At 36.8% G+C, this 15,098-nt stretch carries 18 protein-coding genes; 11 read left to right on the top strand and 7 right to left on the bottom strand.

The features are described from left to right. Positions 1–17: 17 nt before the first annotated feature. The 5 genes from kduI to larC2 all read left to right on the top strand — a co-directional run bounded on the left by kduI (position 18) and on the right by larC2 (position 3,353). Entirely contained in the window at positions 18–848 is an 831-nt protein-coding gene (gene kduI, locus BN3107_RS17390) for a 5-dehydro-4-deoxy-D-glucuronate isomerase (protein WP_058308883.1), read from the top strand. A 12-nt stretch (positions 849–860) separates the two neighbouring features. Then, positions 861–1,643: a 2-dehydro-3-deoxy-D-gluconate 5-dehydrogenase KduD gene (gene kduD / locus BN3107_RS17385; protein ID WP_058308882.1), complete on the top strand. Its 783-nt coding sequence runs from the start codon at positions 861–863 to the stop codon at positions 1,641–1,643. A 122-nt stretch (positions 1,644–1,765) separates the two neighbouring features. Further along, positions 1,766–2,614 (top strand): sugar phosphate isomerase/epimerase family protein, encoded by an 849-nt coding sequence (locus BN3107_RS17380; protein WP_058308881.1) that lies wholly within the window; start codon positions 1,766–1,768, stop codon positions 2,612–2,614. A 66-nt stretch (positions 2,615–2,680) separates the two neighbouring features. Next, on the top strand, positions 2,681–2,875 hold the full coding sequence (locus BN3107_RS17375; protein ID WP_058308880.1) for a YwbE family protein: 195 nt from the start codon (positions 2,681–2,683) through the stop codon (positions 2,873–2,875). Between the two features lie 13 nt (positions 2,876–2,888). Then, entirely contained in the window at positions 2,889–3,353 is a 465-nt protein-coding gene (gene larC2 / locus BN3107_RS17370; protein ID WP_058308879.1) for a nickel pincer cofactor biosynthesis protein LarC2, read from the top strand. Positions 3,354–3,371: 18 nt separating this feature from the next. On the opposite strand, the gene BN3107_RS17365 is transcribed toward larC2, so the two are convergent. Then, positions 3,372–3,812, bottom strand: coding sequence for a PH domain-containing protein (locus BN3107_RS17365; protein WP_058308878.1), 441 nt, complete (start codon positions 3,810–3,812; stop codon positions 3,372–3,374). A 51-nt stretch (positions 3,813–3,863) separates the two neighbouring features. Beyond that, complete coding sequence (locus BN3107_RS17360; protein WP_058308877.1) at positions 3,864–4,847, bottom strand: LacI family DNA-binding transcriptional regulator; 984 nt, start codon at positions 4,845–4,847, stop codon at positions 3,864–3,866. Between the two features lie 157 nt (positions 4,848–5,004). On the opposite strand from BN3107_RS17360, the gene BN3107_RS17355 reads away from it, so the two are divergent. The 4 genes from BN3107_RS17355 (at position 5,005) to BN3107_RS17340 (ending at position 9,450) form a co-directional block, all read left to right on the top strand. Further along, positions 5,005–6,498 carry a tagaturonate epimerase family protein gene (locus BN3107_RS17355; RefSeq protein WP_058308876.1) on the top strand — a complete coding sequence of 498 codons (1,494 nt, stop codon included), beginning with the start codon at positions 5,005–5,007 and terminating at the stop codon, positions 6,496–6,498. Positions 6,499–6,772: 274 nt separating this feature from the next. Then, positions 6,773–8,173 (top strand): glucuronate isomerase, encoded by a 1,401-nt coding sequence (uxaC, locus tag BN3107_RS17350; RefSeq protein ID WP_058308875.1) that lies wholly within the window; start codon positions 6,773–6,775, stop codon positions 8,171–8,173. Positions 8,174–8,379: 206 nt separating this feature from the next. Continuing rightward, entirely contained in the window at positions 8,380–8,667 is a 288-nt protein-coding gene (locus BN3107_RS17345) for an antibiotic biosynthesis monooxygenase family protein (RefSeq protein WP_058308874.1), read from the top strand. A 30-nt stretch (positions 8,668–8,697) separates the two neighbouring features. Further along, entirely contained in the window at positions 8,698–9,450 is a 753-nt protein-coding gene (locus tag BN3107_RS17340) for a GNAT family N-acetyltransferase (RefSeq protein ID WP_058308873.1), read from the top strand. 37 nt (positions 9,451–9,487) lie between these two features. Here BN3107_RS17340 and BN3107_RS17335 read toward each other — a convergent pair whose 3' ends face one another. Continuing rightward, the gene (locus BN3107_RS17335) at positions 9,488–9,889 is read right to left on the bottom strand and encodes a secondary thiamine-phosphate synthase enzyme YjbQ (RefSeq protein ID WP_058308872.1); all 402 of its coding nucleotides are present in this window, start codon (positions 9,887–9,889) and stop codon (positions 9,488–9,490) included. Positions 9,890–9,991: 102 nt separating this feature from the next. Here BN3107_RS17335 and BN3107_RS17330 point away from each other — a divergent pair, with 102 nt between their 5' ends. Next, complete coding sequence (locus BN3107_RS17330) at positions 9,992–10,369, top strand: RidA family protein (RefSeq protein ID WP_058308871.1); 378 nt, start codon at positions 9,992–9,994, stop codon at positions 10,367–10,369. Between the two features lie 178 nt (positions 10,370–10,547). Next, the gene (locus BN3107_RS17325; protein ID WP_058308870.1) at positions 10,548–11,456 is read left to right on the top strand and encodes a DUF1002 domain-containing protein; all 909 of its coding nucleotides are present in this window, start codon (positions 10,548–10,550) and stop codon (positions 11,454–11,456) included. A gap of 132 nt (positions 11,457–11,588) precedes the next feature. Here the strand turns inward: BN3107_RS17325 and phnE (BN3107_RS17320) are convergent, their stop codons facing one another. The 4 genes from phnE (BN3107_RS17320) to phnD form a co-directional block, all read right to left on the bottom strand. Further along, positions 11,589–12,395 (bottom strand): phosphonate ABC transporter, permease protein PhnE, encoded by an 807-nt coding sequence (gene phnE / locus BN3107_RS17320; RefSeq protein ID WP_058308869.1) that lies wholly within the window; start codon positions 12,393–12,395, stop codon positions 11,589–11,591. Further along, a complete protein-coding gene (gene phnE / locus BN3107_RS17315) occupies positions 12,395–13,195 on the bottom strand; it encodes a phosphonate ABC transporter, permease protein PhnE (RefSeq protein WP_058308868.1) in 801 nt (266 codons plus the stop codon). The genes phnE (BN3107_RS17320) and phnE (BN3107_RS17315) overlap by 1 nt, the downstream gene beginning before the upstream one ends. Next, the gene (gene phnC, locus BN3107_RS17310; protein ID WP_058308867.1) at positions 13,188–13,964 is read right to left on the bottom strand and encodes a phosphonate ABC transporter ATP-binding protein; all 777 of its coding nucleotides are present in this window, start codon (positions 13,962–13,964) and stop codon (positions 13,188–13,190) included. The genes phnE (BN3107_RS17315) and phnC overlap by 8 nt, the downstream gene beginning before the upstream one ends. 61 nt (positions 13,965–14,025) lie before the next feature. Continuing rightward, the gene (gene phnD, locus BN3107_RS17305) at positions 14,026–15,021 is read right to left on the bottom strand and encodes a phosphate/phosphite/phosphonate ABC transporter substrate-binding protein (protein ID WP_058308866.1); all 996 of its coding nucleotides are present in this window, start codon (positions 15,019–15,021) and stop codon (positions 14,026–14,028) included. Positions 15,022–15,098 lie beyond the last annotated feature (77 nt).

Below are 15,098 nucleotides of genomic sequence, written 5' to 3'. Positions count from 1 at the left end.
AATAGGAGGAATGAATCATGGAAGTACGTTATGCCAATCACCCAGAGGAAATAAAAAGATATAATACCGATGAATTAAGAGAAAAGTTTTTGGTAGATAAATTATTTGAAGCAGGCAAAGTTCATTTAACCTATACGCATGTCGATCGTATGATATTCGGTGGCGTGACACCTGCTTCAGAAGAATTAACGATTACACTCGATAAGCAACTGGGAGTAGATTATTTCCTAGAGCGGAGAGAATTAGGAATTATTAATATTGGTAATCCTGGTTACGTTGTCTTAGATGGAGAAAGGTATGAGATGAAACGTCATGACGGCTTATATGTTAGTCGTGGTACCAAAGAAGTTTGGTTTGGTTCTAACGATCCGGCAAAGCCTGCTAAATTTTACACGTTATCATCGCCCGCACACCATACTTATCCAACAGTGAAAATTGATATAAAAGACATTAAGCCGCTAGAGTTAGGAGAATCCGGAACCTTAAATGAAAGAAAAATTCATCAATATATTCATCCTAATGTATGTGAAAGCTGTCAGCTGCAAATGGGCTTAACCATGCTACAACCGGGAAGCGTCTGGAACACGATGCCTGCACATACGCATGATCGTCGTAGTGAAGTCTATCTCTATTTTGATATGGAAGAGGATACACGTGCCTTTCATTTCATGGGGGAACCAAGTGAAACAAGACATCTAATTCTCAAAAATGAACAAGCGGTCATTTCGCCAAGCTGGTCGATTCATTGTGGAACAGCAACAAGTAATTATACGTTTATTTGGGGAATGTGTGGCGAGAACATTACCTACACGGACATGGATCATATAAAAATGGAGGATTTACGTTAAGGAGGATGTTTTATGGGTGAAGAATTACAAGATTTTTCATTAGATTATTTTTCTCTAAAAGGAAAAAATGCGATTATTACGGGAGGGAATACAGGATTAGGTCAAGCCTATACCGTTGCACTTGCGAAAGCTGGAGCCAATGTATTTGTCGTAACGCACGGCAACAATTGGGAAGAAACCAATGCACTTTTACGAGATGTGGAAGCTAAAGTGGAATTCTATCAGGCAGATTTAACGGATCGTGACCAACTTCAAAGAATCGTCCCTGCATGTGTTGAGAAGTTTGGTTCTGTAGATATTCTAGTCAATAATGCCGGTACAATTCGTAGAAATTCGATATTAGAATATAAGGATGAAGATTGGGATGAGGTATTGACTTTAAATTTAGATGCGGTCTATTTATTAAGTCAGGCAGCTGCCAAAGTGATGGTTGGACAAAAAATGGGAAAAATTATTAATATAGCCTCGATGCTTTCTTTTCAAGGTGGTAAATTCATTCCACCGTATACCGCAAGCAAGCATGCTGTCGCAGGTTTAACCAAATCATTTGCCAACGAATTGGCAGAACACGGTGTTCAAGTAAATGCAATTGCACCAGGATATTTTGCCACAAAAAATACTGCCCCTATTCGAGAAGATGAGAAAAGAAATGCAGAAATTTTATCGCGCATCCCTGCAGGTTACTGGGCAGATCCAAGTGATTTAATGGGCACCGTTGTTTACTTAGCAAGCAAAGCCTCGGATTATATGAACGGCCATGTGCTTGCTGTCGATGGAGGCTGGCTGGCAAGATAAGTGTAAATGACTAGCTTTATCAGAAGCTAGTCATTTCTATATAATCATGAAAGTGCCCGGAAAGTGATTGGAAGTGCCCGAAAAACCATGAAAAGTGCCCGGAAAAAAGGAGCTGGTGTAATATGAAGCTGAACTTAGGAATTCGTGGTCATGACATCGATTATCAAGACCCCAATCAAATAGCAAAGGCAATAGCTGCAAAAGGATTAGGAGTTGCTCAACTAGCACTAGCGAAATCTTTTCCAACGATCCCAACCAATACGGGCTCGTTAAGTCCAGGATTTGCTAAATATATTAGGAATGCTTTTAGACAAAATCAGGTAGATATTGCTGTAATAGGATGTTATATTAATATGATTCATCCCGATCAAGAGAAACGTAAGCGATTACTCGATAGATTTAAAGAACATATCCGTTTTGCCAGAGATTTTGGCTGTAGTATTGTCGGATCAGAAACTGGAAACGTAAATGAAAAAATGGGATACACAGAGAATAATTTTACTGACGAAGCCTTTTGGAAAGTTGTTGACAGTGTTCGGGAATTAACTGCTGAAGCAGAGAAGTGGGGAATAATTGTTGGAATAGAAGGTGGTATTAATCATCCGATCCATACACCCGAGAAGATGAAGCGGTTATTAGATGAAGTCAATTCCAATCATCTACAAGTTATCTTTGATCCGGCTAATTTTATGTCGATGGAAAACTATCAGAATCAGGAAGAAGTATTACAAGAATCATTTCAATTATTTGGTGATCGGATTGTAGCTATCCATGCGAAAGATTTTGTCATCGAAGATAATTGGATTAAGATGGTGCCAGTAGGAAAAGGTCTTCTGCGATACGATCTACTTTTTACATGGTTAAAAAAGCATAAGCCATTTATTGAAGTGTTGCTAGAGAATACAAAGGAACCGTTCATCGATGATAGTATAGATTATTTAAATGAGCAATATCAGAAAGTGAATGATTGATCATGAAGTCATTCGCTTCTTTTGTCAATTTTGTTATAATAGACAAAAACATAAAGGAGTTACAACATGAATGGTACAAAAAGAGATAACATTACAATAGGTGCAAAAGTAAGGGTGGTCCAAAAGCAGGATCAACGCTCTGGCAAATTAACCGAAGGCACTGTATCAAAGCTACTTACCAACTCTGCAACACATCCCCACGGAATAAAAGTTAAATTAGAAGATGGTACAGTTGGCAGAGTAAAAGAAATAATAGACTAAATGAGGTGATGTAATGAGATCACACCCTCCTGATCAGGAACATACCGATGAGCACATGATAAAAGTGGAAGTGAACTTAGATGATACGCCAGGTGAATGGCTCGGGTTTGTCATGGATAAATTATTTGAAGCAGGTGCAAATGATGTATATTACACGCCTATTTATATGAAGAAAAACCGTCCAGCAGTTCAACTGCAATTATTGTGCAGTCAATCAAAATTTGAAGATATCAAACAAATTATTTTATCAGAAACAACCACTTTAGGTATTCGTTATTATCCGATTACCGTCTTTCGAATGGAAAGACGAACACGAGTGATCGAGACCGAATATGGAAACATAACCGTTAAAGAGGGCTTGCAAGATAATCAGGTAATCAAGTCATCGCCAGAATATGAAGATTGTAAGCAATTAGCAGAAAAACATCAGGTACCGTTGAAAGATGTATATGCTGCTGTGTGGCGTAAATTAAAGTAAATCAAAACAAGATATCTTTCATTGTCTTGTTTTGATTTTATTATTTCTTTTTACTAATTCGCTAATAAATTTCTGCTTGTTTTCTGGAGAAATTTTAATGCTTCCCCAAAATCCACTCTTGTAGAAAATTTCGATGCCATTTTTGGACGATAATATACGATAGCCTGTCCATATGTCGTGATTATCCGTTATCTTTGTTATATTTTCATAAGGAATTTTACTTCGAACAGGTCCCCCGATAATTAACAGATATTGTTCAGATAAGATGTACTTAATTTGTAAAAACGGCCAAAATATAAGTATTACTGATAATAGGAATGTCATCGATAAGATAATGATTGCCTCTAGTGGAACCTTTGAAATGAATAGGATCGGTACTAAGGTAACCCCTGCCAAAATAAAAATAACGACAGTTAAAAAAATCTTTACAGTACGATCCATTTTTGAGCGAAATATCAATAATTCCACCTCCCATATTCCATACGATTGTTATGAGAAATAGGTTTCGTATTATTCATACTGAGGGACAGGCCCTGCACTTTGTCGCTCTGTTAGAGAAGGTGTCAATTTTTTAACTGCTTCCCCACCCTCATCTAATTCAATTCGCTCTATAATAGCATTGACAATTTCCTCTGCTAATTCATCAACCGGGACACCGATGCATGTCATTGGGATTTCCATTGTTTCCATTTGTGGAATATTATCATAGCTAACTAATGATATTTCTTCAGGGATTTGTATGTTTTTCTCTTGCAGTGCTCGAAGAACCCCGCCACTTATATCATAACTACCCCCAATAATCGCTGTTGGACGTTTTTTACTAGTAAGTACATCAGCCACTGTACGATAGCCATCAAACCAGTTCAAGCCATCAGTATTAAAAGTTTGAGTCAGTAAATTTAACTGCTTCATCGCTTTTTGATAACCTTCTACCTTTTCGTTTTGCAAAGCATCATCGGTATCCGTTAATCCTACATAGGCAATATTACGGTGGCCGAGTTCATAAAGATACTGTACTGCAATCTCCATTGATTTTTCATGATTTGCATCAATAATTGGATAATTGACTTTACTTTTTCCTGAAACACCATAAGCAACAAATGGAATCGTATCCTGTGTAATCATTTGACTTGATTCAGCAAAGACAATCATGCCATCAACTTGGAACTTTTTAAAGGTATCCATTGCTGTTTCAACACCATCTACGGATAAAATCATGGAATAGGGTGTGGTTTCAAATGCTTTACTGATATTGGTGACCAATGTAGCTAAAACAATTCTTTCTATTGTTGGCCATAGTAAACCAATTACTTCTGTTTTTTTACGAACCAATTGTTTAGCAGCTAAATTTGGTTCATAACCCATTTCTTTAGCCACTCTTAATATTTTTTGTTTCGTTATTTCTTTTACTAAAGGACTATTATTCAAAGCTTTAGATACCGTTGAATAACTAACATTTGCTTCTTTTGCAATATCTTTAATGGTCACACTCATCTATCATCACCTAATTCTTTCTTGAAAAAAATTATATATTTGTTGTGTTCTATTTTTAAATAGTATATCATAAAAATAACAACGTTGTTATTATTTTGTTAAATAAAATGAAACCGTTCACAATAATAACGGAAAATAATTCAAAGGAGTGGAGAGTATGGAGCAATTTCAGGGAGTAGTAGCAGAGTTAGTAACAGGAAAATTACCACAGCCGACGGATAATGTCACTATTTATGAAAGTTCTTTCGAGAAAATCGAGGGATCAAACATCATTATGACTAAATCGGGAACAGAAAAGTATTTAGTCGTAGCAGGAAATGGTCCGCTTTATAATGAGCTAGAAGGAGAAAGTGTTGGAGACGGAAAAGTTTGTGCGTTAACACATCATAACAGCAAAGTATTGAATAAACACTTTGAATATACGAAGCCACAGGCATTTGGTACAGAGATTGCAACAATGGGTCTGGGGGATCGTTTAGGTGTAGCTTCACCAGGACATATTGAAACGGTAAAGAACAGAAAAGTGAAGCCGATTTTAGCACAGCAAAGTATTCGTGAACTAACATTATTAAATAGAACGATGACAGATATATTAGACGCTGCCACTTTTGCAGTGTTCCAGGAAGGGTATAAAGATGGTTATGGCGCCGATGCTGATCATATTAAGTTAGAAAAGGATATTGAATATGCATTAGGTCTTGGTTTTTCGTTTCTTACATTGGATTGCTCTGAACAGATTCGCAATGATATTGAAGGAGCAACAACAGATGATATTCATAAAGAGTTTGCTAGTCTTCCAGTAGATCGAAAAGAATATTATAAGAATCATTATTTAAATAAATCTTTTGAAGTTCAGGGATTAGAAATTAGCTATGATGAGGCAAATCTTCATAAAAATGTATTGGTTTATGGTGAAGCGATAGATTTTATGGAACACGTATATACGGAATATATTGCGAAAGCAGATAGAGCAATAGATTTTGAGATTTCCATTGATGAAACAGAAACGGTGACTGCTCCAGAAGCACACTTTTTTGTAGCAGAAGAATTACGCAGAAGAGGTGTCACCGTTCAAAGTTTGGCTCCAAGATTCTGTGGTGAATTCCAAAAAGGGATTGATTACATTGGTGACATTAATCAATTTGAAAAAGAGTTACATGAACATGCAGAGATAGCAAAATACTTTGGCTATAAATTAAGTATTCACTCTGGTAGCGACAAATTCAGTGTCTTCCCTATTATCGGTAAATACACAGAAGGTTTATTACACATTAAAACAGCAGGAACAAACTGGTTAGAAGCTATTCGAGTAATTGCGCAAGTCAATCCAGATCTTTACCGCCGCATGCATATGTATGCAGAGGAGCATTTTGAGGAAACATTGAAATATTACCATGTAACACCTGACCTGAATAGTGTCGCACCTCTTGCAGAAACAGCTGATGCTGATTTACCAAGCTATATGGATCATGATGCTTCACGTCAATTGTTCCATGTTACGTATGGTATTTTATTAACAGCGAAAAGCAGTGAATCTGGTTCAGATCTATTCCGTACCGAATTCTTCACAACCTTAATGAACAACGAAGATGCATACAGAGCATCTTTGGTAAAACATATTGGTAGACATCTGGATTTGTTAGGATTGTAATAATATGTGATAAATAAATTTCCTATAGTTATTTTCACGGGAATTGCATTGCTGTTGACGGGAATTATTGTCCGCTAGACGGGTAATATGCTTTTTTCCCGTGAAGTAGAATACAATTCCCGTCAAGAACAAGAGAATTCCAGTGAAGAGAGACTGAATTCCCATTAAGCGTGTGTAGATTCCCGTGAAGAGGAAACTTATAATCGTCATTGGTTCAAAATTGTGAAGTAACGTATGCTTTTTAATAATTAAATTTAATGAAAGTGGGGATATAATGAAGGGATTTATGGATGATAATTTTGTACTAAATAACAAAACTGCAGAGAAGTTATACCATGATTATGCAAAAGACTTACCAATTATCGATTACCACTGTCACTTAAGCCCACAGGAGATCTATGAAAATACACAGTTTGAAAATATTACAAAGGTTTGGCTATATGGTGATCATTATAAATGGAGAGCGATGAGAGCGAATGGCGTTGAGGAGAAATATGTTACTGGAGATGCCAGTGACTATGATAAGTTTCTCGCATGGTCTAAAACTGTTCCACAATTGATTGGCAATCCACTTTATCATTGGACACACTTGGAGTTAAAGCGCTACTTTGGTGTGGAAGAGCCATTAAATGAAGATACAGCACCAGCCATCTGGGAAAAAGTAAATATCCTATTAAATAGCGGGGAATGGAATGTACGCGATTTCATCGTCAAATCAGGTGTAGAAGTAGTCTGTACAACAGATGATCCGGTCGACTCTCTGGAATATCATAAAAAACTAAAAGCAGATACAGAGTTTGATGTAAAAGTCTTACCAAGTTTTCGTCCTGATAAAGGATTAGAAATCAATCGAGATGGATTCAATGACTGGGTGAATAAGTTGTCAGATGCTTCAGGAATAACGATCGATTCTTATCAATCGTTATTAGAAGCACTAGCTAATCGAATCGATTTCTTTCACGAGATAGGTGGACGCGTATCGGATCATGCGCTTGATAGCATGATGTATGAGGAAGCAACAGAGGAAGAAGTGGCAGCCATTTTCAAAAAGGCATTAAATGGCGAAAAAGTAACGATCGAAGAAGAGAAGAAATACAAGTCATTTACGCTTACCTTTTTAGGGAAAAAATATCATGAAAAAGGCTGGGCGATGCAATATCATATCAATGCCCATCGTAATAATAATGGACGAATGTTCAATCAATTAGGTCCAGACACTGGCTTTGACTCGATGAATGATGATTTAATCGCTAAGCCTTTAGTCAAATTGTTAGATTCATTGGACCGTGCAGATGCATTGCCTAAGACGATACTTTATTCATTAAATCCACGAGACAATGTAACAATTGCTACTATAATAGGCAGTTTCCAAGGCGGTGGCGTTCCTGGTAAAATGCAATTTGGTACGGCATGGTGGTTTAACGATACCAAATTAGGAATGATCAACCAAATGGAAACCTTAGCAGATATCGGTGTATTTAGTCGCTTTATCGGAATGCTCACAGATTCTAGAAGCTTTTTATCCTATACCCGTCACGAATATTTCCGACGCATCATGTGTAATTTAATCGGTGAATGGGTGGAAAATGGTGAGTATCCTAATGATGAGGAAACACTAGGTAAGATTGTTAAAGACATCTCTTACTCTAATGCAAAAGCATATTTTGATTTTTAATGATGAGCGCTCAGTATTTTGCTGAGCGCTTTTTACTTATTGTGAAACTTTTCTCCTCGAAAGGTCGTTAATACTAGTAAGAGAAAACGGATGGTATAAAAGTTAAAAAATTCAATAAAGCACTTAATGAAGTTTGTAGACGAATTGCTGATTTCTTTAGCGCCGTTTTACGAAGAACGGCGACGAGTATATAAAGGAGTGAGAAAGTGATAACAGAAGCTGTGTTGCTACAAGTGAAACAAGGGATGGAAGAAGAATATGAACAGGCATTTAAACAAGCATCAACTATAATCTCTTCCATGAAAGGGTATATCTCTCATGAATTGCAACGGTGTTTAGAAGTGAAGGGAAAATACTTGTTGATCGTCCGCTGGGAAACGTTGGAGGATCACACGATTGGGTTTAGGAAGTCCGAAGAATATCAGGAATGGAAAAAAATACTTCATCATTATTATGATCCTTTTCCAACTGTCGAGCATTTTGAGACTATCTAACTTAACTTATTAAGAGGAGAGAGAAAAGAGATGTATACGCAAAATGAATTGATAAAAATAACACAAAAACAGTTAGCATTGGATTATAATTGCGTTATTACCGATTTTGCAAAAAAGGGGAATACTATTACTAAGAACAACTTATTAAATGGAAGACGTCTATACAGTTATGATGGATGTCAACTGAAAATAGTATGCTATCGTGGTAAGGCGATTATTACGACTGATGAACAGTTACTTCCTTGGGTAGAGGAAAATCTTAAAAAAGAAGATGCGAGCTGGCTTTTCGAGTATCCGAAGCTTCGATTCATTGATAAAAAATTAAATGATTTTGGACACGAAATTGCCGATATTCATCATTACTATATTCCTGATGCTAAGGCACAGTTCTTTACACCCTTATTTGATATCAAATGGTATGAGCACCAGGATATCCATCAATTTAAAAATGACGACAGGTTTAATGAAGCCTTGGCATTTGAAGAAAACCATCCTGATATGCTAGCAGTTGCAGCTTTTGAGGGTGACCGAATTATGGGGATGGCTGGAGCGAGTGCAGATAGTAAAACAATGTGGCAAATTGGTATAGACGTGATTCCAGGATATCGAGGAAAAGGTGTTGGTGCGAACCTTACCGCGTTATTAAAGCAAGAGATCCTAAAACGAGGTAAGGTCCCTTTTTACGGGACAGTGGAGTCACATGATATCTCTAAAAATATCGCTTTTCGTGCAGGGTTTTTGCCTGCATGGTCAGAAGTCCACTCGCAAAAGAAGGAAAGTTAAGAATAATTACTAGGAAAGCTGCTAATGCAGCCTTCCCTTATCCTTCCATTACTTTTACATGAAATTTGCGATGTCGTGGTCCGTCAAACTCGCAGAAATAAATACCTTGCCATGTACCAAGTACCAACTTTCCGTTTGATAGAACTAGAGTCTGATTATGACCTACTGTGCTAACTTTCAGATGGGCAGCGGTATTTCCTTCCATGTGTCTGTCCTTTGGATGTTCCCAAGGATAAACTTCTTGCAGTCGACGTAAGAAGTCTGTCTTTACATCGGGATCGGCATTTTCATTTACCGTAATTCCAGCGGTAGTATGAAGCGAGGATACAATGACGATACCATCCTGTACATTTTGTTCGCGTAAATAACTGGCAACTTCTGAGGTAATATCAAGCATTTGATCATGGTGAGTCGTTTTTAAATTAAATGTTTTTTCCATCAGTATCATCCTTTTTAAAAAAATGTTGTTATAATTATTCTACTAAAAAACGTTTCTATGTTAAAATTTTCTGTAAGTAAAAGATTGAAAGGAAGCGATAAAATGGTAAAAGCAATACATACAGATAAAGCACCCCAGGCAATAGGCCCTTATTCTCAGGCAATTGATGTTGGAGATTTAGTATTTGTATCAGGGCAAATTCCACTGAATCCTGAAACAATGGAAGTAGTTGAAGGGGATATTGCTGTGCAAACAGAGCAAGTAATGAAAAACCTTGATGCTATATTAACAGAGGCGGGTTTAACCTTTGCCAATGTAGCTAAGTTCACAATTTATATTACCAATATGGATGACTTTGCTACAATTAACGAAGCCTATGCCAAATTCCTACAAGAACCATATCCTGCAAGAGCTACAGTAGAAGTTAGCCAGTTGCCTAAAGGTGTAGGTGTCGAAATGGATGTCATCGCAAAAAAATAATAATCTAAACTCCTAGACTAAAATAAGCTAGGGGTTTTTTATTATATAAATTCTCGCAATTATCGTTTAAGAACAACTATATAAGGAAAAAGTATAGAAAAAAGCCAAAATTTCTTCCCATATTATCAAAAAACTATCATAATATAGGAGTAAGTATAATGTGAAAGGGAGTTAATCTATGAAAAAGATAACATGGATGCTTGTTGTAGTTTTACTATTAGGACTAGCTATGGCACCGGCTGCTTTTGCAAGTAATGGTGAGGAAGAAGACGTTATTGACGAGAGATATGGCAAACCGAAAGTAGTACTCGGCGAAGCATTATCTGATTCTGATAAAGATAAGGTAAGGGAATTATTAAGTGCAACAAATCCTGATCAAGTAGAAGAATATACTGTTACAGCAGAGGATCTTGTTAATTACATTGGGGGCGATCCAAGCTCTAATATGTATTCCTCTGCGAAAATCACACGTAAAGATGAAGGACATGGTGTGGTTGTTCAAGTTGTAAATCCTGAAAATATAACGCAAGTAACAAATGAGATGTATGCGAATGCCTTATTAACGGCAGGTGTGGAGAATGCTTTGATTGAAGTGGCATCCCCGTTAAAAGTTACCGGACACTCTGCCTTAACGGGTATATACAAAGCGTTTAATGTCGATGGGGAATCGTTAGACCAAGATCGTATGGAAGTGGCGAATGAGGAACTAGATGTAGCGACAGATTTAGCGGAAGATGCAGGTATAGACCAGGAAAAAGTCAGTGAGTTATTAAGTGAAATCAAACGTGAAATTTCTGAACAAAATCCAGCGACGAAAGAAGATGTAGAACGAATTGTAAGTGAGCAATTGGAACAGTTGAATATTGAATTGAGTCCAGAGGATCGTGAAATGCTTACCAACCTTTTTGAAAAGATGCGTAATCTTGATATTGATTTCGGACAAGTTGCAGACCAGCTAGAAGGGATCGTCTCTGACATTCAAGGGAAGTTAGATGAAGTAACAGGAGAAGATGTGGAAGGATTCTGGCAAGGAGTAAAAGACTTCTTCCAAAATTTAATGAACAGCGTCAAAGGCCTATTCAACTAATTTCGGATATATACTAAATACGAAATGAATGTACCATTTAATTGCTAATTTCTCCATAATCTCAACTTTTTGGAGAACTATCTGCTGAATATAAAAGAACCGCCATCGTTTGATAAACGATGGCGGTTCTTTTTAGACTAATCTCTTTCTGATGAAACCGGATATTTGATCAATAATGGTCACGGTGATGATGATGACTAAAAGGATCATTCCGACCTCTTCCCAATTCCTGTTCATATAAGCAAAAGTAATAAGTGTACCAATACCACCTGCACCGACAATACCAAGTACAGAAGATGCCCGAACATCGATTTCAAATCGATAAATGGCATAAGATAAAAACTCCGGCAATACTTGCGGCATAATACCATAGAACAGTATTTGCATCTTATTTGCTCCACTTGCTTCCAATGTTTCAATCACATTCATATCAATCGATTCAATAACCTCAGAATATAGTTTACCAAGCATACCAGTAGAACCGATCGCAATTGCCAATACACCAGCAAATGGGTTAGGTCCAACTGCTGCAACGAAAATAATTGCTAGCACGATCTCTGGAAATGCTCGTACTGCGCCCAAAATCCACATTCCAATAGTGTTTAAAAATTTGTTCTTTACCATATTGGAAGCACATAAAAAGGCTAATGGAACAGCAATTACTGCTGCTGCCAGAGAACCTGTGTAAGCAATGAAGATGGTTTCAAACATCATTTCCAAAATGGAACCTGTTTCTTCAAAGGCAGGTTGAAAAAAACGTGGGATAATTCGATCAATATTTTCTAATGTCCGTTCACTGAAAATCGTTTCCCAACGAATGCTTATACTAGAAAAGGTCCAAATATAGATCAGTACAATTGCAATTAAAGCAATGATTCGCTTCACTAATTTGAGTTTACTTTTTGGTTTTTCTGGAAGGGTTAATGGCTGATTTGTCATTATACAAGTCCCTCCCTTAATTTACCGCTAATATAATCAATGATGACAACAACGGCAAATACAATAATAATAATCGTGCTTACAGCGGGGTAGTTCATGAAATTGATCTCTTTATTTAATAGTTGACCGATACCGCCCGCTCCAACTAGACCTAGTACTAGTGAAGCCCGTATATTAATCTCAAATACATATAAACTAAAGGAAATAAACTGTGGCAGTACTTGTGGAACAATTGCAAAACTTATCGTTTGCAGCCCATTACCTCCTGATGCCCTAATTGCTTCTGTTGGATTCATGTCAATTGTTTCGATAACTTCACTCATCAATTTCACTAGAATACCTATAGCAAAAATAATCAGTGCAATAATACCCGAAAAGGCACCAATTCCAAATAAACCAACAAACACAACTGCTAAAATAATATCTGGAATGGTTCGAGTGATATTTAATAGAAAACGCATGAATTGGTAGATCCATGTATTTGTTGTTACATTATTTGCTGTCAGTAAAGAAAATGGAATACTGATGATGACAGCAATGGTTGTAGCAATTATCGCCATATGTATTGTTTCAAATAACTTGGGCCAAACTTGATCAAGATAGCTCCAATCAGGTGGAAAGAAATCACCAATAAGTCCGATAACATTGGGAAACTTCACAAAAAAATGCCAAATAAATGATTCGGTTCTGATCGAACTAATTAAATAAAAACTAATGACAACAATCAATGATAGACTGATGATCAGTTTTGTTTTGAAAGGATAAAGCCCCTTAGGGACATAGGAAGATTGTTTATTCATCCTCCACCCCTCCTCGGCGATCCTCATCACGGATAGAACGACCATAGATCTCTTCAAACGTTTTTTCTGTTACTTCACTTGCAGGGCCATCAAATACCACCTCACCTGCGCGCATACCAATGATTCGATCTGCATACTCCATCGCCATGTCAATAAAATGCAAGTTGACAATCGTTGTAATTTTATCTTCCTGATTGATTTGTTTTAAATATTTCATGACTTGGTGTGAAGTAGGTGGATCCAAGCTTGCTACAGGTTCATCTGCTAATATTAGTTTTGGTTTTTGAGTTAATACCCGAGCAATACTTACACGTTGTTGTTGACCGCCACTTAACTCATCTGCCCGATTATATAATTTCCCCTCAATATTGACACGCTTTAAATTTTCATATGCTAATAGTTTGTCCTCTTTAGAAAAAATATTTAAGATACTCTTTAATGTACCGGTATAACCTAATCGTCCTGAAATCACATTTTTAATAACCGTTGAGCGCTTTACTAGGTTATAGCTTTGAAAAATCATACCAATTTTCGTTCTTAAGCGTCGCAGACCTTTTCCATTTAGTCGGAGGATGTCTTCATCTTGCACTAACAAGGCCCCATTTGTAGGAGTTACTAAGCGATTTATACTTCGAATGAAGGTAGATTTACCAGCACCTGATAAACCTACAATGACAACAAATTCCCCTTCATTTATTTTCACATTTATATTTTTTAATCCTTCTGTTCCATTTGGATAAACGAGTGAGACATCTTGAAATTCTATCAAAGCTTCTTGCCCCTTTCTTTATATGGAAACAGGAGAGAGCATGCTCTCTCCTGCGTAATTATTATTCATCTAGACTGATACTGTCACCGAATTTGTTATATGTGCTACGTACCACATCATATTCACTATCTTCTGCTTCGATAATGGCATCCCAGCTGTACACATCATTCATGATTTGGATCATTTCTTCATCATCATTAAAGCTAAGGAATGCATCTTTAATTGTTTGAACTAATTCATCACTTAATTCTTCTGTAACAGAAATCGTATCATTTGGAATTTCGTCTGTATAACCTAGAATTTTCGTTTTGTCCATGATGTCTGGATACTCTTCTTCAAGTTCTCCACGAACATCATCAAAGGTAGTAGCTACATCTGCACGTCCTTCATAAACTTCAATAGCAGAGTTATCATGACCACCAGTTTGGAATGCTTCAGAGAAAAACTCAGTTTCTGGGTTCTCTACTTCAAACTCATCCATGATTTGAGCAGCAGGGAATAAATAACCACTCGTTGATGTAGGATCGCCATATGCCCAAACAGCACCTTCAAGATCTGCTAACTCTTCATAATCAGAATCTGCACTAACAATATATTGCGCTTTATAAGTACCACTGCCATAACGTTCAGATTTCAAAATAACTTCTACATTATGTTTGTCATTAGCTAATACGTAAGCAAATGCAGGAATGAAACCAATTTGTACTTCATTTGTACCCATAGCTTCCACTAATGCTGTATAGTTTGTCATAACTTTACCTTCAACAGGAATACCTAATTCTTCTGACAGTTGATCAGCTAAAGGAGCAACTGTATCTGCAATGGTTTCAGAGTCTTGTGAAGGAACAAATCCCATGATGATTTCTTCTGGCATATCTGTTTCTTCACTCGCTTCTCCTTCACTTGCATCCGCTTCATCTGTATCTTCTGTTTCCTCACTTGTATTTTCTGTTTCTTCATTTTCACTATCACTTCCATTTGTATCATCGCTTGAACCACAAGCTGTAATAACAAACATCGTCAATAGTGCTACGAATAATAGAACTAATTTTTTCATTTTCTTCTTTCCCCCTTGGAAATTTTTATGTTGTGCAAGAATAGTATCTAAGGATACACTGAAAGAATCTATTAGAT

Source organism: Gracilibacillus massiliensis, from assembly GCF_001458115.1.
Lineage (GTDB): Bacteria > Bacillota > Bacilli > Bacillales > Amphibacillaceae > Gracilibacillus > Gracilibacillus massiliensis.
Note: the sequence above shows the minus strand (reverse complement) of the source record. Positions and strands in the feature narration are given on the sequence as shown.